This is a genomic window from Pseudomonas sp. LBUM1651 (assembly GCF_059716135.1).
In genome coordinates this window covers 5,942,889-5,962,575 of record NZ_CP166805.1, presented here as the reverse complement: position 1 = coordinate 5,962,575, position 19,687 = coordinate 5,942,889, and the positions used below count along the sequence as shown (strand labels likewise).

Genomic DNA, 19,687 nt, shown 5'->3' with positions numbered 1-19,687 from the left:
GCCTAACCCTTCGTGCACATTCATGAAAGTGTCCAAATGTGTCTCGACGTGAACATTTCCTACAAGGACAATGGAATGCGACTACCTGTCACAGGGGTGCACATAACTGTAATACGTTGGTCATAATGGCCGCTTATAACTGTCACGCTCGCCCGTTAGCGCGGGCTCAGGAGTCTGCCGTGAGCTTTACCCCCGCCAACCGTTTGTTTCCTGGAACCCGCCTGCGTCGTAACCGACGTGATGATTTCTCGCGGCGACTGGTGCGTGAAAACGTTCTGACCGTCGATGACCTGATCCTGCCGGTGTTCGTACTGGACGGTGAGAACCGTCGTGAAGCGGTGGCCTCGATGCCCGGCGTTGAACGCCTGACCATCGACCTGTTGCTGGAAGAAGCGGCCAAGTGGGTCGAGCTGGGAATTCCAGCCGTGGCGCTGTTCCCGGTCACGCCGCCCGAACTCAAGTCGCTGGACGCCGCCGAAGCGTGGAACCCGAACGGCATTGCCCAGCGCGCCACCCGCGCCCTGCGTGCGCAGTTCCCTGATTTGGGTGTGATCACCGACGTCGCGCTGGACCCGTTCACCACCCACGGTCAGGACGGTATCCTCGACGAAGAAGGCTATGTGCAGAACGACATCACCGTCGATGCACTGGTCAAACAGGCCCTGTCCCACGCCGAAGCCGGCGCTCAGGTGGTGGCCCCGTCGGACATGATGGACGGTCGCATCCAGGCGATCCGCGAAGCCCTTGAACTGGCCGATCACGTCAACGTGCGGATCATGGCCTATTCGGCGAAGTACGCCAGCGCCTATTACGGCCCGTTCCGCGATGCGGTGGGGTCGGCGCTGAATCTGGGCAAGGCGAACAAAGCCTCCTATCAGATGGACCCGGCCAACAGCAACGAAGCCCTGCACGAAGTGGCGGCGGACTTGTCAGAAGGCGCGGACATGGTCATGGTCAAGCCAGGCATGCCGTATCTGGACATCCTTTTTCGGGTCAAGGAAGAATTCAAAGTGCCGACTTTTGTCTATCAGGTCAGCGGTGAATACGCCATGCACATGGCGGCGATCCAGAATGGCTGGTTGAGCGAAGGGGTTATCCTCGAATCCCTGACCGCTTTTAAACGTGCAGGCGCTGATGGCATCCTGACTTACTTTGCCGTTCGTGCTGCTCAACTGTTACGAGAGCAAAAATAGCCCTCCCAGGAACATTCGATGAATACCGAAGGACTCACTGAAGTTGCAGTACAAGAGGCTCAACCTGTGGTGGAGCAAATCGACGAAACCCTGCCGGAGCTGGAGCCTGCCCCGCCCGCGGTGGTGGTCGAAACAGCGACTGCGGCGCCAGCGATTGCCATTCCCGGCCTGGATGACAGCAGCCTGTACATCCATCGCGAGCTCTCGCAACTGCAGTTCAACATCCGCGTGCTGGAGCAGGCGCTGGACGAGTCCTACCCGTTGCTGGAACGGCTGAAGTTTCTGCTGATTTTCTCCAGCAACCTGGACGAGTTCTTTGAAATTCGTGTGGCCGGCCTCAAGAAGCAGATCACCTTCGCCCGTGAACAGGCCGGCGCCGATGGTCTGCAACCGCATCAGGCCCTGGCCCGCATCAGCGAGCTGGTGCACGGTCACGTCGACCGCCAGTACGCGATCCTCAACGACATTCTGTTGCCGGAACTGGAGAAACATCAGGTCCGCTTCATCCGTCGCCGTTACTGGACCACCAAGCTCAAGACCTGGGTTCGCCGTTATTTCCGCGACGAGATCGCGCCGATCATCACCCCGATCGGCCTCGACCCGACGCACCCGTTCCCTTTGCTGGTGAACAAGAGCCTGAACTTCATCGTCGAGCTGGAAGGCATCGACGCCTTCGGTCGCGATTCCGGTCTGGCGATCATCCCGGCACCGCGTCTGTTGCCGCGCGTCATCAAGGTGCCGGAAGAAGTCGGCGGCCCTGGCGACAACTATGTGTTCCTGTCGTCGATGATCCACGCGCACGCCGATGACCTGTTCCAGGGCATGAAGGTCAAGGGCTGCTACCAGTTCCGCCTGACCCGAAACGCCGACCTTTCCGTCGACACCGAAGACGTGGAAGACCTGGCCCGCGCCCTGCGCGGCGAACTGTTCTCCCGTCGCTACGGTGATGCGGTGCGTCTGGAAGTGGCCGATACCTGCCCGAAACAGCTGTCCGACTACTTGCTCAAGCAGTTCAACCTGCACGAGACCGAGCTGTATCAGGTCAACGGTCCGGTCAACCTGACCCGCCTGTTCAGCATCACTGGCCTCGACAGTCAGCGCGATCTGCAATACCTGCCGTTCACGCCGCAGATCCCGAAACTGCTGCAGAACAGCGAGAACATTTTCAGCGTGATCAGCAAGCAGGACATTCTGCTGCTGCACCCGTTCGAGTCGTTTACGCCTGTCGTCGATTTGCTGCGCCAGGCGGCGAAAGATCCGCACGTATTGGCGGTCCGTCAGACGCTGTATCGCTCCGGCGCCAACTCGGAAATCGTTGATGCGCTGGTCGACGCGGCGCGTAACGGCAAGGAAGTCACTGCGGTGATCGAATTGCGCGCGCGGTTCGACGAAGAGTCCAACCTGCAACTGGCCAGCCGTCTGCAAGCGGCCGGTGCGGTGGTGATTTACGGCGTGGTCGGCTTCAAGACCCACGCCAAGATGATGCTGATTCTGCGACGCGAGGCTGGCGAGATTGTGCGTTACGCCCACTTGGGAACGGGTAACTACCACGCCGCCAACGCCCGTCTGTACACCGACTACAGCTTGCTGACCTCGGACGACGCCTTGTGCGAAGACGTCGGCAAACTGTTCAGCCAGTTGATCGGCATGGGTAAAACCTTGCGCATGAAGAAGCTGCTGCACGCGCCGTTCACGCTGAAGAAGGGCATGCTCGACATGATTGCCCGCGAGACTCAGTTCGCCCTCGACGGTAAACCGGCGCACATCATCGCCAAGTTCAACTCGCTGACCGATCCGAAGATCATCCGCGCGCTGTACAAGGCCAGCCAGTCCGGTGTGCGCATCGATCTGGTGGTCCGTGGCATGTGCTGCCTGCGTCCGGGCATCGCCGGGGTTTCGCACAACATCCACGTGCGTTCGATCATCGGTCGCTTCCTGGAGCACACGCGGGTCTTCTACTTCCTCAATGGCGGTGACGAGCAGATGTTCCTGTCCAGTGCCGACTGGATGGAGCGCAACCTCGACAAGCGCGTCGAGACTTGCTTCCCGGTGGAAGGCAGGAAGCTGATCATGCGGGTCAAGAAGGAGCTGGAGCTTTACCTGACCGACAATACTCACAGCTGGAGTCTGCAGGCGGACGGTCGTTACATCCGCAACACGCCGACCGGCAACCAGAACCCACGCAGTGCGCAGGCAACGTTGCTGGAGCGGTTGGGTAGTCCGATTCTGGCTGTGCGTTAGCCCACACGCTGCATAAAAAATGGCGATCCCTGCGGATCGCCATTTTTTGTTTCCACCGCAGATTCTGTAGGAGCACAGCTTGCTGGCGAAGGCGTCAGTGAGATCGCCTTCGCCGGCAAGCCGTGCTCCTACAGAACCGTGTACGGCGAGCGTTTATCGGTGGATTATCGGACGTTGAGGACGAATCCGACCCGCGTCAGCCATTCCGCTTCCAGCGCGAAGTCGGCCTGGGTCAGCTGGTTTTCGTCCAGCCAGTTTTCCGGGAACAGCACATCCAGGCTGTCGCCATTGGCATGCAGCACCACCTGCGGCATTTCCTGGGTGCCGCGGATGTGATGGAACAGGATCGCAAAGCGTAGCAGCACGCACAGGCGAATCAGCTTGATGCCGTCGTCGCCAAAATCGGCAAACCTGTCCTTGGGAATATTGCGACGGTGGCCACGCACCAGTAGCGCGAGCATCAGTTGGTCTTCGCGGGAGAACCCGGCCAGGTCCGAATGCTCGATCAGGTACGAGCCATGTTTGTGATACTGATAGTGAGCGATGTCCAGGCCCACTTCATGGACCTTGGCGGCCCAGCCCAGCAACTCGCGCCAGACGCCGTCATCCAGATCCCAATCCTCGGCCACCTGATCGAAGGCATGCAGCGCCTTGCGCTCGACCCGCGCCGCTTGTTCCAGGTCGACGTGATAACGCTCCATCAGCGAGCTGAGCGTGCGCTCACGGACGTCTTCATGATGATGACGGCCCAGCAGGTCATAGAGCACGCCTTCGCGCAGGGCGCCTTCACAGTGGTCCATGCGCTGGAGTTCGAGGGCATCGAAGATCGCTTCGAGAATCGCCAGGCCGGCCGGGAAAATCGCCCGGCGGTCAGGCTTGATGCCCTCGAAGTCGATTTTCTCGACGTCGCCGAGTTTGATCAGCTTGCGTTTTAGCCACGCCAGGCCTTGGGCGTTGACCTCGCCCGAGCCATGACCGCCGGCCTTCAGCGCCAGGCCGATGGCGCGGATGGTGCCCGAGGAGCCGATGGCTTCATCCCAGGTCAGGCGGTGCAGGGCGTGTTCAATGCTCATGATCTCCAGCCGCGCCGCCGTGTACGCCTGGGCATAGCGGGCCGGGGTGATCTTGCCGTCCTTGAAATAGCGCTGGGTGTAGCTGACGCAGCCCATTTGCAGGCTTTCGCGCAGCAGCGGTTCAAAGCGCTGGCCGATGATGAATTCGGTACTGCCGCCGCCGATGTCGGCCACCAGGCGCTTGCCCGGCGTGTCGGCGAGGGTGTGGGACACGCCGAGGTAGATCAGGCGCGCTTCTTCACGACCGGAGATGACTTCCACCGGGTGGCCGAGAATTTCTTCGGCGCGGCGAATGAATTCGACGCGGTTCCGGGCTTCGCGCAGGGCGTTGGTGCCCACGATTCGCACGGCGCCGGGCGGCATACCGCTGATCAGTTGGGCAAAGCGCTTAAGGCAATCGAGCCCGCGCTGCATGGATTCTTCGTTGAGATGGCGCTCATCGTCGATGCCGGCGGCCAGCTGAACCTTCTCCCCGAGACGCTCGAGAATACGGATTTCGCCGTTCTGGGCCTTGGCCACGACCATGTGAAAGCTGTTGGAGCCCAGGTCGATTGCGGCGATCAGGGACAGATTCTTGGCTTGGGATTGCGGCATGGTCAGGGGGTCTCGGTCGATAACCTCGACATCGTGCCACGATCAAACGCTGACGCCAACGCGCAGTGTTCAAAGCCTTGATCCTGAGCAACCCTGTGGCGAGGGAGCTTGCTCCCGCTGGGCTGCGCAGCGGCCCCAAAACCATACAACGCGGTGCTTCAGGAAAAACCGGTTGGCAGGTTCTACGACTGCTGCGCAGCCGAACGGGAGCAAGCTCCCTCGCCACAAAGGCTTCAGTCGGCTGTTTCCACCGTCCCGATGAAATTCGCCAGCTCCGCCGTCTGCGGATTCGCGAACAGAATCTTCGGATCCCCCACCTCATGCACCTTCCCCAGGTGCATGAACACCAACTTATCCCCAACCTCCCGGGCAAAACGCATTTCATGGGTGACCATGATCAGCGTCATACCCTCTTTGGCCAGTTGCCGAACCACGCTCAGCACTTCATTGACCAATTCCGGGTCCAGCGCCGAGGTGATCTCGTCACACAGCAACACCTTGGGCGACATCGCCAGCGCCCGGGCAATCGCCACCCGCTGCTGCTGCCCGCCGGACAGCCGATCCGGGAAGGCATCAAACTTCTCCCCCAGTCCGACCCGTTCCAGCATCTCCCGCGCCAACTCCGCCGCTCTGGCCTTGGGCACTTTCTGCACCACCTGGGGCGCGAGCATCACGTTCTCGCCCACGGTCAGGTGCGGAAACAGGTTGAACTGCTGAAACACCATCCCGACCTTCTGCCGCAGGCTGCGCAGATCGGCGCGGGCGGCATCGAGGTATTCGCCGTCGACCTCGATCACGCCGTCGTTGATCGACTCCAGACCGTTCAACGTGCGCAGCAGTGTCGATTTGCCCGAGCCGCTACGGCCGATGATCGCCACCACCTGGCCTTCCTCGACGCTCAGGTCGATGCCTTTGAGCACATGGTGATCGCCGTAATATTTATGCAGGGCGGAAATTCTAAGCAGAGGCATGCAGTCTCCTTTCCAGGTAGCGCGCACTGAGGGACAAGGGGTAGCAGAGCAGGAAGTAACCGAGGGCCACGAGGCCGTAGACCATGAACGGTTCGAAGGTCGCGTTGGCGAGCATGCCGCCGGTCTTGGTCAGCTCGGTGAAGCCGATGATCGAGGTCACGGCGGTGCCTTTGACCACTTGCACCGAGAAACCCACGGTTGGCGCCACGGCGATGCGCAAGGCTTGTGGCAGGATCACGTAGCGCAGTTGCTCCAGCGGGTTGAGTGCCAGGCTCGACGAGGCTTCCCACTGACCGTTGGGGATCGACTCGACGCAACCGCGCCAGATCTCCGCCAGGTAAGCACTGGTGAACAGCGTCAAGGCAATCGCCGCCGCCATCCACGGTGAAATCTCCAGGCCGGCCAATGCCACGCCGAAAAACACAAGGAACAACTGCATCAGCAGTGGCGTGCCCTGAAACAACTCAATGTAGGTGCGGGCGAAACTGCGCGGCAGGGCTTTCTTTGAAATGCGCATGACCATGATCAGCAAGCCGATCAACCCGCCGCCGATAAACGCCACCAGCGACAGTGCAAGGGTCCATTGCAGGCCTGTGAGCAGGTTGCGCACGATGTCCCAGAAGGTGAAATCGCTCATTGGCCACTCCTCGCTATGTAGCGCCGGCCGATCCAGTTCAGCAACTGACGGATCAATAAAGCCATGCACAGATAGAGCAACGTGGTCAGGGCGTAGGTTTCAAAGGCGCGGAAATTGCGCGACTGAATGAAGTTGGCGGCAAAACTCAGCTCTTCGGTGGCGATCTGCGAACAGACCGCCGAGCCGAGCATGACGATGATGATCTGGCTGCTCAGCGCCGGCCACACTTTGCCCAGCGCTGGCAGCAGGATCACGTGGCGGAAGGCTTCGAACCGGGTCATCGCCAACGCTGCAGCAGCTTCCAGTTGTCCGCGAGGAATCGCTTGAATGCCGGCGCGGATGATCTCGGTGGAATAAGCCCCGAGGTTGACCACCATCGCCAGCACCGCGGCCTGCCATTCGGAAATCTGCAAGCCCAGCGATGGCAAACCGAAGAAGATGAAAAACAGCTGCACCAGAAACGGTGTGTTGCGGATCAACTCGACGTAGACCCCGAAAATCGCCGAGAACGGGCGGATGTTCCAGGCCCGCACCAGCGCGCCGACGATGCCCAGGCCTACGCCGAGTACCGCGCCGATGGCCGTCAGTTCAAGGGTGAACAGCGCACCGCGCAGCAGCAGGTCGGTGTTTTGCACCACCGGTATGAAGTCGAACTGATAAGACATATCAAGTCTCCCGAGCGACGATCAGAGATCGGCCGGCAGCGGCTCTTTGAGCCAGGTCTGGGAAATTTTTTCCAGTGCGCCGTCGGTCTTGGCAGTGGCGAGGATCTGGTTGACCTTGCCCAGCAACGCCGGCTCGTTCTTGTTCACGCCAACGTAGACCGGCGAATCCTTGAGCTTCACTTTCAGTGCCGGCACGCGTTTCGGGTTTTTCTCGCTGATCGCCACCATCACCACGTTGCCGCTGGCGATCAGGTCGACCTGGCCGGCGAGGTAGGCGGCGATGGTCGAGTTGTTGTCCTCGAAACGCTTGATGGTCACGCCTTCGGGCGCGACTTTGGTCAGCTCGATGTCTTCGATGGCGCCACGGGTGACGCTGACGGTTTTGCCCTTGAGGTCGTCCAGGGCTTTGATGTCGGCATCCGGCGGACCGAACACGGCGAGGTAGAACGGTGCGTAGGCGCTGGAAAAGTCGATGACTTTCTCGCGCTCGGGGTTCTTTCCGAGGCTGGAGATCACCAGATCCACTTTGCCGGTGGTGAGGAACGGGATGCGGTTGGTACTGTTGACCGGCGTCAGCTCGAGTTTGACCTTGAGCTGGTCGGCCAGCAGTTTCGCGGTGTCGATATCGAGGCCGCGGGGTTTCATGTCCGGGCCGACCGAGCCGAACGGCGGGAAGTCCTGAGGCACGGCCACCTTGAGGACACCGCGTTTGACCAGCTCTTCCAGGCCGTCGGCGTGGGCGGGCATCTGGCTCAGCATCAGGCTGGCAAACAGGGAAGCGAGGAGGGCGCTGTAACGCAGGGTCATGGCAAATCTCCGGATCGGCGAGGAATGATTTCTGCGGATCGACAGAGCACGGGGCATGCCAACATCGGGGTTTAGCAGTGCGAAGCCACGGTTTTGCTGGCGATGCTCGGTCTTACTGGTCTGAACAGTCGGGCCGCGTTTCGCACTCCGATAGCGCATCTTCGGCCATCGCCGAACCCCGGTGGGGCACGACTTGCCGGGCGCCACGAATAGCTTTAAAACTAGCCGCTCATTCGCCTGGTTCGTCTGAAAACCATGAACTCGATCTCCCGAGCCGTACCTGAAGTGGCGCTGCAAGCCATCCGCAAATTGATCACCGAGCAAGGTTTCGGGCCGGGGGATGCCTTGCCCTCGCAACGGGACCTGGCGGTGCAGTTGGGGGTGAGTCGGGCGTCGTTGCGGGAGGCGTTGTCGTCATTGAGTGCGTTGGGTGTGATCAGCATTCAGCCGGGCAAGGGCGTGTTCGTGCAGGCGCCGGTGGAATTGCCTCGATCCGATGCGGCGCCGGGCTGGCCCTTCGCGGCCCAGGCTTCGCCGCTGGACATCTTCCAGTTGCGCTATGCCCTGGAAGGTTTTGCCGCCGGGCTGGCTGCCGTGACGTTGAGCACCGATGAGCTCGATGCTTTGGAGGACAACGTCGCCGCCATGCGCAATGAATTGAAGGTTGGCGATTTTGAGGCGGCGGCACGCCTGGACTTCGAATTCCACCGGCGCATCCTGCTGGCCAGCGGCAATCAGGCGATGCTGAGCATTCTCAGCGCCAGCGCCGACATCTTTCTGGAGAGCCAGAAGCTACCGTTCATCCGGGCAGAACGAGCCATGGAAACCTGGCAGGAGCATCGTAAAATCCTCCGCGCGCTGGCCCGGCGCTCGTCCGGCGCGGCGCAGAAGGCCATGCACGAACATGTGCGCAACGCCGCCCTGCGCACCGGGATTGCCTTCGTCGCTCCCGCCACGTCCTGACTTGAGCTATACCCAAACTCATGAACCACCATAGCGAGACTCAATCATCTGCACCTTCCTGAACGAGGGAAGGGCGGCTATGATGGGCCACGTTTTTTTGCTTACAACCTGGAGACTTCCATGAGCAGCGATCTTATCAAACACGTTAGCGACGCTAGCTTCGAGGCCGACGTACTCAAGGCCGAAGGCGCTGTACTGGTCGACTACTGGGCTGAATGGTGCGGCCCTTGCAAAATGATCGCTCCTGTTCTGGACGAGATTGCTGAAACCTACAAAGGCAAGCTGACCGTTGCCAAACTGAACATCGACGAAAACCAGGAAACCCCGGCCAAGCATGGCGTGCGTGGTATCCCGACCCTGATGCTGTTCAAGAACGGCAACGTTGAAGCGACCAAGGTCGGCGCACTGTCGAAGTCGCAACTGGCTGCTTTCCTCGACGCCAACATCTGAGCGTCGTAGTAAAGTGTCCGAAAAAAGGCCCCGCAAATTGCGGGGCTTTTTCGTTATTGAGGGCTAGACGCTCCGAAACTCAGGTGGTACATTCGGCCCCGCACTGGTTTCTCCATTGCCCCCTGCTAGCCGTCGCCGACGCACTCCTTTTCGAATAAGTACGCGATCCTGTCGCCTTCTCTGCGGCGCGGCCTCATTAAGCCAAAAGCTTAATTTCCCCCCCTCCATAAATGATTACGTCATTCCTATATGAATCTGACTGAACTCAAGCAAAAGCCGATTACCGAACTGCTCGAATTGGCCGAACAGATGGGCATAGAAAATATGGCCCGTTCGCGCAAGCAGGACGTGATTTTCTCCCTGCTCAAAAAGCACGCTAAAAGCGGCGAGGAAATCTCCGGTGATGGCGTGCTGGAGATTCTCCAGGACGGCTTCGGCTTCCTGCGCTCCGCTGACGCTTCCTATCTCGCCGGCCCGGACGATATCTACGTCTCGCCGAGCCAGATCCGCCGTTTCAACTTGCGCACCGGTGACACCATCGTTGGCAAGATCCGCCCTCCGAAGGAAGGCGAGCGTTATTTCGCGCTGCTCAAGGTCGACACGATCAACTACGATCGTCCCGAGAACGCGAAAAACAAGATTCTCTTCGAGAACCTGACCCCGCTGTTCCCGACCGTGCGCATGAAGATGGAAGCCGGTAACGGTTCCACCGAAGACTTGACCGGTCGTGTCATCGACCTGTGCGCCCCGATCGGCAAAGGCCAGCGCGGTCTGATCGTTGCACCGCCGAAAGCCGGTAAAACGATCATGCTGCAGAACATCGCGGCGAACATCGCGCGTAACAATCCTGAAGTTCATCTGATCGTGTTGCTGATCGACGAACGTCCGGAAGAAGTAACCGAAATGCAGCGCACCGTGCGCGGCGAAGTGGTTGCCTCGACGTTCGACGAGCCGCCGACCCGCCACGTGCAGGTTGCCGAAATGGTGATCGAGAAGGCCAAGCGCCTGGTCGAACACAAGAAAGACGTGGTGATCCTGCTCGACTCCATCACCCGTCTGGCTCGCGCCTACAACACCGTGATCCCGAGCTCCGGCAAAGTGCTCACCGGTGGTGTCGATGCCCACGCCCTGGAGAAACCGAAACGTTTCTTCGGCGCCGCGCGGAACATCGAAGAAGGTGGTTCGCTGACCATCATCGCCACCGCGCTGGTTGAAACCGGCTCGAAGATGGACGAAGTGATCTACGAAGAATTCAAAGGCACGGGCAACATGGAACTGCCGCTGGATCGTCGTATCGCTGAAAAACGCGTCTTCCCGGCCATCAACATCAACCGTTCCGGCACCCGCCGCGAAGAGTTGCTGACCGCCGACGACGAGTTGCAGCGCATGTGGATCCTGCGCAAGCTGCTGCACCCGATGGACGAAATCGCCGCCATCGAGTTCCTGGTCGACAAGCTGAAAACGACCAAGACCAACGACGAGTTCTTCCTGTCGATGAAACGCAAGTAACACGCAGTCCGCTGCAAAAAAGAGCGCCCCGAACAGGGCGCTTTTTTTGTGCATGAGATTTGTATCTTGATTGATAACTTTCATGCCGCCACGATGTCCCTTTCGGATCGTTTTTGTATCTGATACGACAAGGGACGTTATGCACACATTTGGCAGTCGCCGTGACATTGACGGCTTGCGGGCTCTGGCCGTCATTCCGGTCGTGCTCTTTCACTTCGGTTTCAGCACGTTCAGCGGTGGCTTCGTCGGTGTTGATGTTTTCTTTGTCATTTCCGGATTCCTGATTACCAGCATCCTGTTCCGCGATATCAGCGCGCAGCGTTTCAGCTTCGTCGATTTCTGGGCGCGCCGCGCCCGACGCATCATTCCGGCGCTGAGCGTGGTGCTGTTGGTCACGTTGGCACTGGGCTGGTTACTGCTGACGGCCAAGGACTTCTCCGAATTGGGAAGGACGGTTCGTTATCAGTCGCTGTTCATTTCAAACATTCTGTTCATGCACGAAGACGGTTACTTCCAACCGGCGTCGGATTTGAAACCGCTGCTTCATACCTGGTCGCTGGCCGTTGAAGAGCAGTACTACATCTTCTTTCCGCTGCTGATGGTGTTGTTGATGCGCCATGTTCGCCATTGGCGCTGGATGCTGTTTGCTGTGCTGTTGATCTCTTTCGGGCTGAACATCGCTTTTATCGATCGTAAACCCGACGTGGCGTTCTTTTCGCTGCCGACACGTGCCTGGGAATTGTTGTGCGGAGCCATGCTCGCGGTCTTGCCCGCGCGCAAACACGCTGTTCGACCCTGGCTCGCTCAGTCTGTTGGTGCGGCCGGGTTGGCGGCTGTTCTGCTGTCGGTGTTCACGTTTGACCGGGGGACGGTGTTTCCAGGCTGGGCAGCGTTGTTGCCGGTACTCGGTGCCACCGCGCTGATCTGGTCGGGCGGGCAGGGTTCGACCTGGGCCGGCCAGTTGTTGAGTGCGCGTGTTTTTGTCTGGATCGGCTTGCTCTCCTATTCCTTCTATCTGTGGCACTGGCCGGTCTTTGTCTATGCCAATGCCATTACGATCGACGGCATTCAGCGTTGGGAGGCGGTCGGCTGGATTCTGCTGGCGCTGGGCCTGGCCTGGTTGAGCTGGCGCTTCGTCGAGTTGCCGTTCCGTGAAAAACGCCTGCTGGCCGGACGCAAGCCCGTGCTGGTCGGCGGCTTGATGGCGATGGCTGTCCTAGCGGTGACAGGCTCCGTCGTGCGTTCGCAGGAGGGCTTCCCTCAGCGTCTGACCGGCAAAGCGCTGGAGTATGCGCAGGCCAGGGAATGGCGCGCCGGGCAGATGAAATGCATGCTGGTGACCAAGGACAAGAAATTCGACAAGGCCTGTCTGCTCGGTGACAACCAAGAGGTCCCGGCGACCCGACTGGTCTGGGGCGACAGCCACGCCGCGGCGTTGATGCCGGCGATCGAAAGTGGCGCCAGGCGTGAGGGGCGTCCGGTGTGGCTTTACAGCATGAGCGCCTGCCCGCCGGTCCTCAGCAATGACCCACGCCAGCGTTGCAAGGACTTCAACGAACAGACCATGGAGCAGGTTCGTCGCCTGCAGATCAAGGATGTGGTGCTGGCATCCAATTGGAGTCTTTACGTTTACGGTCGTGAAGACGGCGATAAAAAGGTGTTGCTCAACTCGCACGACAATACCGCCCAGGCCGAGGCGCGCATGGCCGCAGCACTCAAGGCGCGGGTGGCAGCGATAAGGGCGGCGGGTGCGCAAGTCTGGCTGTTCAAGGAAGTGCCGCTGCAGCGCAAGGGTGCCGTTAGCCGACTGACAAGCCTGGCCCGGGTCGGGCGCTCGGCCGAGGGGCTGGGGCGGCCGCTCGATGAGCACCTGGCTCGCCAGCATTTTCTCAGCGGCTTGTTCGATTCGATGAGCGCCGCCGACCCGGGCGTGCATGTCATTGATCCAACGCCACTGATGTGTGCGGACAAGGTCTGCAGCATCGAGGTCAATGGTCATTCGAAGTACAAGGATGAGGATCATCTCTCGGACACTGGCAGCGCCCGGCTGAGCCCGCTGTTTACGCCGATGCTGCTGGGTGCAAATCACAATTGATCGTGCTGTTTTAACGCCAGAGCAGGTAGGATGTACGCCTATTTTCGGGGTGGCATCTTCAATGAAATTCAAGGACCTTCGGGATTTCGTGCAACAACTTGAGCAGCGCGGAGAGTTGAAACGCATCCAGATTCCCGTCTCTCCAGTGCTGGAGATGACGGAAGTCTGCGACCGCACGCTACGGGCCAAAGGCCCGGCGCTGTTGTTCGAGAACCCCACCGGCTACGACATCCCGGTTCTGGGCAACCTGTTCGGCACCCCCGAGCGGGTCGCCATGGGCATGGGCGCAGAAGCGGTCAGCGAACTGCGCGAGATCGGCAAACTGCTGGCGTTCCTCAAGGAACCCGAGCCACCGAAAGGCCTGAAAGACGCTTGGTCCAAGCTGCCGATTTTCCGCAAGATCATCGCCATGGCGCCCAAGGTCGTCAAAGACGCGGCCTGCCAGGAAGTGGTCATCGAAGGCGACGATGTCGACCTCGCGATGCTGCCGGTGCAGACCTGCTGGCCCGGCGACGTGGCCCCGCTGATCACCTGGGGCCTGACCGTCACCAAAGGTCCGAACAAGGACCGCCAGAACCTCGGCATCTACCGTCAGCAAGTGATCGGCCGCAACAAGGTCATCATGCGTTGGCTGAGCCACCGTGGCGGCGCGCTGGATTACCGCGAGTGGTGCGAGAAGCATCCGGGCCAGCCGTTCCCGGTGTCCGTGGCGCTCGGTGCTGACCCCGCGACCATTCTTGGCGCCGTGACGCCGGTGCCGGACAGTCTCTCCGAATACGCGTTCGCCGGCCTGCTGCGCGGTAACCGCACCGAACTGGTGAAGTGCCGCGGCAACGACCTGCAAGTGCCGGCCACCGCCGAGATCATCCTCGAAGGCGTGATCCATCCCGGCGAAATGGCGGACGAAGGTCCATACGGCGACCACACCGGCTACTACAACGAAGTCGACAGCTTCCCGGTGTTCACCGTCGAGCGCATTACCCATCGGATCAAACCGATCTACCACAGTACCTACACCGGCCGTCCGCCGGATGAGCCGGCGATTCTCGGCGTGGCGCTGAACGAAGTGTTCGTGCCGATCCTGCAGAAGCAGTTCCCGGAGATCACCGACTTCTACCTGCCGCCCGAGGGTTGCTCGTACCGCATGGCCATCGTGACCATGAAGAAGTCGTATCCCGGCCATGCCAAGCGGGTAATGCTCGGTGTCTGGTCGTTTTTGCGACAGTTCATGTACACCAAGTTCGTTATCGTCACTGACGACGATATCAACGCCCGGGACTGGAACGACGTGATCTGGGCCATCACCACGCGCATGGACCCCAAGCGCGACACGGTGATGATCGACAACACGCCGATCGACTACCTCGACTTCGCCTCGCCAGTCTCCGGCCTGGGTTCGAAAATGGGGCTCGATGCCACACATAAATGGCCGGGCGAAACCACCCGCGAGTGGGGCCGGGTCATCGTCAAGGATGATGCCGTGACCCAGCGGATCGATGCCATCTGGAATCAGTTAGGAATAGATTGATGCGTGTAACCTTGCAGCCCTCCGGAGCAGTGCTTGAGATTCTGCCCGGCGAGCGGATTCTCGATGGCGCACGGCGTCTGGGTTATGAATGCCCGCAAAGCTGCCGCAACGGCAATTGCCACGTGTGCGCCGCGCTGCTGGTGGAAGGACGGGTCGAGCAGTCCGGCGACGTGCGCGACCATGGCGAGTTCTACACTTGCATAGCAGAGCCGCTGGAAGACTGCATCGTGCTGTGGGATGGCGTGCTCGCGCTGGGAGAATTGCCGGTGCGCAGCTTGTCATGTCAGGTCATTGAGTGCAGGGACGTCGGCGGCGACACCTGGCGCGTGAGCCTGCGGGCGCCGGCAGGCAAGCCGCCGCGCTATCACGCTGGCCAGTACCTGATGATCGAACGTGAAAACGGCGAGAAGTCCGCTTTCTCCCTGGCCTCGGCCCCCCATGCGGGGCGAGATCTGCAAATTCATGTGCTGGCGCGCGAAAGCAGTGCGTTGAGCCTGATTGAGCAACTTCAGCGCAATTCCATGGTGCGGATCGAAATGCCGTTCGGTGATACCCACCTGGCGGAATTGCCGGACGGGCCGTTGGTGTTGATCGCCGCGGGCACCGGGATGGGCCAGATCCACAGCCTGATCGAACATTGCCGGGCCTCGGGCTTCAAGCATCCGGTGCATCTGTATTGGGGTGTGCGTCGTCCTGAAGACTTTTATGAGATCGAACATTGGGATGAGTGGCTGAAACTGCCCAATCTGTTCCTGCATAAAGTTGTCAGCGATCAATGTGGCTGGCCGGGGCGTTGCGGCATGCTGCATGAAGCGGTGTGTGAGGATTTCCCGGATCTGAAGTCCTTGCATGTGTATGCCAGCGGTTCTCCTGCCATGGTCTATGGCACGCTGGATGCTCTGGTTGAAGCCGGTATGGATGCTCATCAGATGCGTGCGGATGTGTTTGCGTACGCGCCTAGATCCTGATGCAGCCCCCCCTGTAGGAGCGAGCTTGCTCGCGATGGAGGTCAACGATAACGCTTACAGTCTGGATGAGCGCGGTGACCTTGACTCCATCGCGAGCAAGCTCGCTCCTACAGGTCTTTGGTTATAACTCCATATATAGCCGATCGGTATTTATACATTTCTATAAATACCGGTAGGTTATATGTCATTCAGGCAATTATCTAAAACTGTGCCATGGCACTTAAATTGCCTTAAAACATATGTGCCTTATTGTTACAGCGGTGCGTTCTATTAAGTAATTCATTACCCGCGGGGAGCTGAACGCTATTCGCCATGAGCGCCATTGAATCTGCTTTTATGAATCTGGCTTACCCTCCGCGGCTCGATCTGGGGCCGCAGCTTACGCACGAACAATTGCTCAGCTCGATGCAGTCGACCATGGCGCGCCACAAGGGTGGTCCGGTCTGGCTGTTCGCTTATGGCTCGCTCATCTGGCGCCCTGAATGCGCGGCAGTTGAACGCGTTCGCGGTCGGGTGCATGGATATCATCGCGGTTTGTATCTGTGGTCCCACGAACATCGCGGCACGCCGGAAGTGCCGGGGCTGGTGTTTGGTCTGGATCGCGGCGGCTCTTGCAGCGGCTTCGCCTATCGTTTGCCCGAAGAACAACTTGAAGCGTCTCTCTACGCGCTGTGGCAGCGCGAAATGCCATTCCCGTCTTATCGCCCACACTGGCTCAACTGCCGTCTCGAAGACGGAAGCCAGGTTCAGGCATTGGGATTCGTGTTGGAGCGACACCTGCCCAGCTATGCCGGCAACTTGCCGGATCACGTGCTGAGCCACGTGTTCGAGAACGCTTGCGGGCGTTACGGCACCACTCGCGATTATGTCGAGCAGACCGCCAACGCCCTGCGTAGCCACGCCATGCCAGACCGGAATCTGGAGGCGCGGCTCAAGCGTTGCAAATCAAAAGCCGATCAGGCGATGGCTTCGCGGGTCTGACTGTGTGGGAATTGTTACCTCGCGACCATTTTTGACGCGGTTATGTCCGGAGTAATACGGGGCTTTGGGAAATGTCCTGCGCCTGAACAGGAAGCCATGGCGTTATGTAAACAATCATCGAGCCTTAACCTTTGTGCTGGTGCCAGATCTGGCTTTTCAGTGGTCAAGGGGAGGGGTTTATGCGGTGGTTCGTTTGTGTGCTTTTGCTGGGTTTATCTATTGAAGTTCGGGCTGGGGAGGTATTCCTTATTCCGGAGAACAATCCCAAACCGGTTTACCCTGTGGCACTTTACCGAGACGGTATAACCGGCATGCTGCGTGTCAGCTTTACCGCCCACGCCGATGGATCGGTCAGCAAGGTAGAGGCTTCAAAGGACGCGCATCCCGAACTTGTCGAAGCCTCCCTAACGGCGGTGAGCCAATGGCGATACAAGCCTTGGGACATTTCCCGCGAGCGGCCTGCGGAAATCCAGGTGGTCGCGCCAATGGTTTTCAGGTTGAACGACAAACTGCCGATTCACGCCAATGAGGAGTTGAAAAAGTTGAGTTGTGGAGACGTCGCCAAAACTGCGCTGCAGGTCGCAGATTTCTCCTGGGTGGATTTACCTGTGTTCAATTGGACCCGAAGTTATCTGACCCATTCCCTATCGCCTATGCAGTTGTCAGAGGAGAAACGTTTGGCACTCATCGCCAAGCTCAACAAGAGCGTGCCTTCGATTATTCGGCGTTGTAATACACATCAGGCGACACGGTATGTGCATTTTCTTCCGAAGGACATTCGCGAGTTGCTTTGATTGAAAGAATGGAGCGCGTCCAAGTGTGGACGCGCTTTTTACGTTAAGAGGATTATTCTGGTTTGAAGCCGGGTTTTCCGTTTGCTTCGCGCCATTCCTTTATGCTGGCAAGAATCCCCGAGGGGGTGTTGTCAACCTCTTGTTCAGGATAGAAAAGGATGTCCGTACCCTTAGGATGCTCGGAAGCATCGACAATTTTATGAACAATGGTGTCAAGTTCTTCTTCGGAAGAGTAGCGTCCTAAAAACAAACTATTTATGAGCTCTAGAAACTCAGACTCCGTGTATTGGTCATACGGCTTGTTTATATTCATAGAGGATCACCATTGTTCTTCGAGTGGTCGGCAATATGCGCTTTAGGAGTTTTGATGACCATATTGTCTATGTTGTAGACATCGCCACCTTCACCGATCGGATGTATGTGATGTATTTCAAACTTTTCCCGGCCACCCACTTGTTCGCTTCGTGGGGCAAAGGGTGAATATCCATTTTTCATTATTGCTAGATTGAGCGGGCCGAACTGTCTGCTGAGTTCCACATCTTTCCCCACAGTAATCCAAAGCTTCTCCCTGAATTTATCAAAATCCCTGAAGTTCTGGCCACGCAATTCGTCCGCAATATGGATAGGAATCGGAGCGCCACCCTGATCCGACGTGATATCGAGCCAATTTTCTCCGACCGCTCGGCCCAGTCCCGTTGCCGTTCCTGGCTCATATCGGGGGCCGCTGCGGCTGGCCATTACATAGACAGGATCGATCCCGGACTTTGCTGGAAAAACCAAGACGTAATCGTCGACATCAATCTCGTCATGAGCTGGATGTTCGTCAATTCCGCCTTCCACGGGGGTTACTCTGGCGCCTGGATAAATTTTGATTTCAGGCCGGTCTTCGGGCAGTTCCGTTGAACCTAAGGCGTCCTCGCCGGGCGCGTTGTTGGGCGTCCAGGTCAGTGTTCTTGGATAGAAGTCCTCGGTTTTGAAAGTGTAGAAGGTGGTCGATGGATCAAGTTTTGCCTCTCTAACCCTGACTTTATCGGACAGGCCCTTACCAGTCGGGGAGAGAAAGAGTTGAATGTGTTCTCCACGAACAGTTGACGTAACTCGGTACGGCAAACTGATCGAATCAGCTGAGAGCAGGTCTGCGTAGTCTCCGGTGACAAGTTGCGACAGCGGCATTGTCAGGACCACCGGGGCGCGCTGCAGTTCACCGTTTCCGAGCCTAGGCGAGTAAAGCGCGGTTGCCAGCAGTGCAGCCAACTGGCCACGCCCTAATGCTGACAGGGCCTTTTCCAAAGCATCAAGCGCGCCTGCCAAGGAGATGGGTAGGGCGTCGTATCCAGCGATCAGCCCATCGGGGTTTATGACTAAAGGACGTGCATAGGCTGTCGTATCGTCCTTAGGCGGGATTGCGTTCTGTGCGTCTTTCTCGGCGATCTCTCGAGGCAAAGTCTCTGCCTGTCGCGCCGCCTCTTCATGGGCCAACGCTTCTGCCTGCCTCGCCGCCTCTTCATGGGCCAACGCTTCTGCCTGCCTCGCCGCTTCTTCAAGAGCCAGTGCATTCGCGTATGCGATAGTTAACTGATTGGAATGCTGCGTAAGAAGTCGAATGGATTCGGCATAGAGTCGGGCCGAGTAGCCAGCAGTGTAGGATTTTATCCAGTGTTTCTGTGTCTTGATCCCTGCGCTACGTTGACGTCGCATGTAACTGTCGAAAGTCTCTATATAGTCCCGCTGTGATTTGGTGTGCGGATCGCTTCCGTAAAATGAATTCGCCTCCGCTGAACTGGTTTGCAGTCCCGCAGCTTTTAATTGAATGAGCTTGTCGACGATGAATTTATCACGCGCAATGGTTGCAAGGTCGGCCGGAGTGTTTGTTGCTGTAGTTGTTACTCCGCTGCTGGATAATTCGGACTTTATTTGCTGGGGTAGGCTGCCAAGTTTTGAGCGGTAATCTACTTCTATGTTGCTGCTTACGCTCATGGCTTTTGTGGCGATGTTTGCGGTCATTCGGAAATAAGTGGGTGAGATGTAACCACCATATCCACCACCTTCATAATCTCCGAACGTTTGTTCGGTGTTAGCGGATATGACTATCGGCGTGTCTTCCAAATTCAGGTGGCCAGGCGTCCAGTTTTGATCACTCATACAGTTGCTCCTCGTGTCTGTATGGCATCAAATTAATGAAAACCTTTGCGGAGAAGGCGGTACATAATTACCGCCA

At 58.6% G+C, this 19,687-nt stretch carries 17 protein-coding genes; 10 read left to right on the top strand and 7 right to left on the bottom strand.

The window, feature by feature from the left end; all coding sequences use genetic code 11:
* The first annotated feature begins 179 nt into the window (after positions 1 to 179).
* Together hemB and ppk1 are read left to right on the top strand one after the other, a co-directional pair.
* On the top strand, positions 180 to 1,193 hold the full coding sequence (gene hemB / locus ACA066_RS27960) for a porphobilinogen synthase (protein ID WP_497697438.1): 1,014 nt from the start codon (positions 180 to 182) through the stop codon (positions 1,191 to 1,193).
* 18 nt (positions 1,194 to 1,211) lie between these two features.
* Positions 1,212 to 3,434 (top strand): polyphosphate kinase 1, encoded by a 2,223-nt coding sequence (gene ppk1 / locus ACA066_RS27955; RefSeq protein ID WP_497697437.1) that lies wholly within the window; start codon positions 1,212 to 1,214, stop codon positions 3,432 to 3,434.
* Between the two features lie 164 nt (positions 3,435 to 3,598).
* Here the strand turns inward: ppk1 and ppx are convergent, their stop codons facing one another.
* The 5 genes from ppx to ACA066_RS27930 all read right to left on the bottom strand — a co-directional run bounded on the left by ppx (position 3,599) and on the right by ACA066_RS27930 (position 8,181).
* A complete protein-coding gene (gene ppx / locus ACA066_RS27950) occupies positions 3,599 to 5,101 on the bottom strand; it encodes an exopolyphosphatase (RefSeq protein WP_497697436.1) in 1,503 nt (500 codons plus the stop codon).
* Between the two features lie 233 nt (positions 5,102 to 5,334).
* Positions 5,335 to 6,072, bottom strand: a complete 738-nt coding sequence (locus ACA066_RS27945) for an amino acid ABC transporter ATP-binding protein (protein ID WP_497697435.1) — start codon at positions 6,070 to 6,072, stop codon at positions 5,335 to 5,337.
* A complete protein-coding gene (locus tag ACA066_RS27940) occupies positions 6,059 to 6,709 on the bottom strand; it encodes an amino acid ABC transporter permease (RefSeq protein WP_497697434.1) in 651 nt (216 codons plus the stop codon). Before ACA066_RS27940 ends, ACA066_RS27945 begins: the two co-directional genes overlap by 14 nt.
* A complete protein-coding gene (locus tag ACA066_RS27935) occupies positions 6,706 to 7,374 on the bottom strand; it encodes an amino acid ABC transporter permease (protein ID WP_497697433.1) in 669 nt (222 codons plus the stop codon). The genes ACA066_RS27940 and ACA066_RS27935 overlap by 4 nt, the downstream gene beginning before the upstream one ends.
* A 21-nt stretch (positions 7,375 to 7,395) precedes the next feature.
* Positions 7,396 to 8,181 (bottom strand): transporter substrate-binding domain-containing protein, encoded by a 786-nt coding sequence (locus ACA066_RS27930; protein WP_497697432.1) that lies wholly within the window; start codon positions 8,179 to 8,181, stop codon positions 7,396 to 7,398.
* Between the two features lie 255 nt (positions 8,182 to 8,436).
* Between ACA066_RS27930 and ACA066_RS27925 the strand changes: the two genes are divergently transcribed.
* From ACA066_RS27925 to ACA066_RS27890, 8 genes are all read left to right on the top strand, one after another.
* Entirely contained in the window at positions 8,437 to 9,144 is a 708-nt protein-coding gene (locus ACA066_RS27925; protein ID WP_084320288.1) for a FadR/GntR family transcriptional regulator, read from the top strand.
* Positions 9,145 to 9,264: 120 nt separating this feature from the next.
* Positions 9,265 to 9,594, top strand: a complete 330-nt coding sequence (gene trxA, locus ACA066_RS27920) for a thioredoxin TrxA (protein ID WP_003206727.1) — start codon at positions 9,265 to 9,267, stop codon at positions 9,592 to 9,594.
* A gap of 249 nt (positions 9,595 to 9,843) precedes the next feature.
* Positions 9,844 to 11,103, top strand: a complete 1,260-nt coding sequence (gene rho / locus ACA066_RS27915) for a transcription termination factor Rho (protein ID WP_007942421.1) — start codon at positions 9,844 to 9,846, stop codon at positions 11,101 to 11,103.
* Positions 11,104 to 11,242: 139 nt separating this feature from the next.
* Positions 11,243 to 13,198, top strand: coding sequence for an acyltransferase family protein (locus ACA066_RS27910; protein WP_497697431.1), 1,956 nt, complete (start codon positions 11,243 to 11,245; stop codon positions 13,196 to 13,198).
* 61 nt (positions 13,199 to 13,259) lie between these two features.
* A complete protein-coding gene (gene ubiD, locus ACA066_RS27905; protein ID WP_497697430.1) occupies positions 13,260 to 14,726 on the top strand; it encodes a 4-hydroxy-3-polyprenylbenzoate decarboxylase in 1,467 nt (488 codons plus the stop codon).
* Positions 14,726 to 15,694 carry a CDP-6-deoxy-delta-3,4-glucoseen reductase gene (locus ACA066_RS27900; RefSeq protein WP_497697429.1) on the top strand — a complete coding sequence of 323 codons (969 nt, stop codon included), beginning with the start codon at positions 14,726 to 14,728 and terminating at the stop codon, positions 15,692 to 15,694. Before ubiD ends, ACA066_RS27900 begins: the two co-directional genes overlap by 1 nt.
* A gap of 312 nt (positions 15,695 to 16,006) precedes the next feature.
* On the top strand, positions 16,007 to 16,675 hold the full coding sequence (locus ACA066_RS27895; RefSeq protein WP_214379693.1) for a gamma-glutamylcyclotransferase: 669 nt from the start codon (positions 16,007 to 16,009) through the stop codon (positions 16,673 to 16,675).
* 179 nt (positions 16,676 to 16,854) lie between these two features.
* Positions 16,855 to 17,469 carry a TonB family protein gene (locus tag ACA066_RS27890; protein ID WP_497697428.1) on the top strand — a complete coding sequence of 205 codons (615 nt, stop codon included), beginning with the start codon at positions 16,855 to 16,857 and terminating at the stop codon, positions 17,467 to 17,469.
* A gap of 52 nt (positions 17,470 to 17,521) precedes the next feature.
* On the opposite strand, the gene ACA066_RS27885 is transcribed toward ACA066_RS27890, so the two are convergent.
* Entirely contained in the window at positions 17,522 to 17,782 is a 261-nt protein-coding gene (locus ACA066_RS27885) for a bacteriocin immunity protein (protein WP_497697427.1), read from the bottom strand.
* The gene (locus ACA066_RS27880; RefSeq protein ID WP_497697426.1) at positions 17,779 to 19,611 is read right to left on the bottom strand and encodes a pyocin-S2/colicin E7-DNase domain-containing protein; all 1,833 of its coding nucleotides are present in this window, start codon (positions 19,609 to 19,611) and stop codon (positions 17,779 to 17,781) included. Before ACA066_RS27880 ends, ACA066_RS27885 begins: the two co-directional genes overlap by 4 nt.
* Positions 19,612 to 19,687 lie beyond the last annotated feature (76 nt).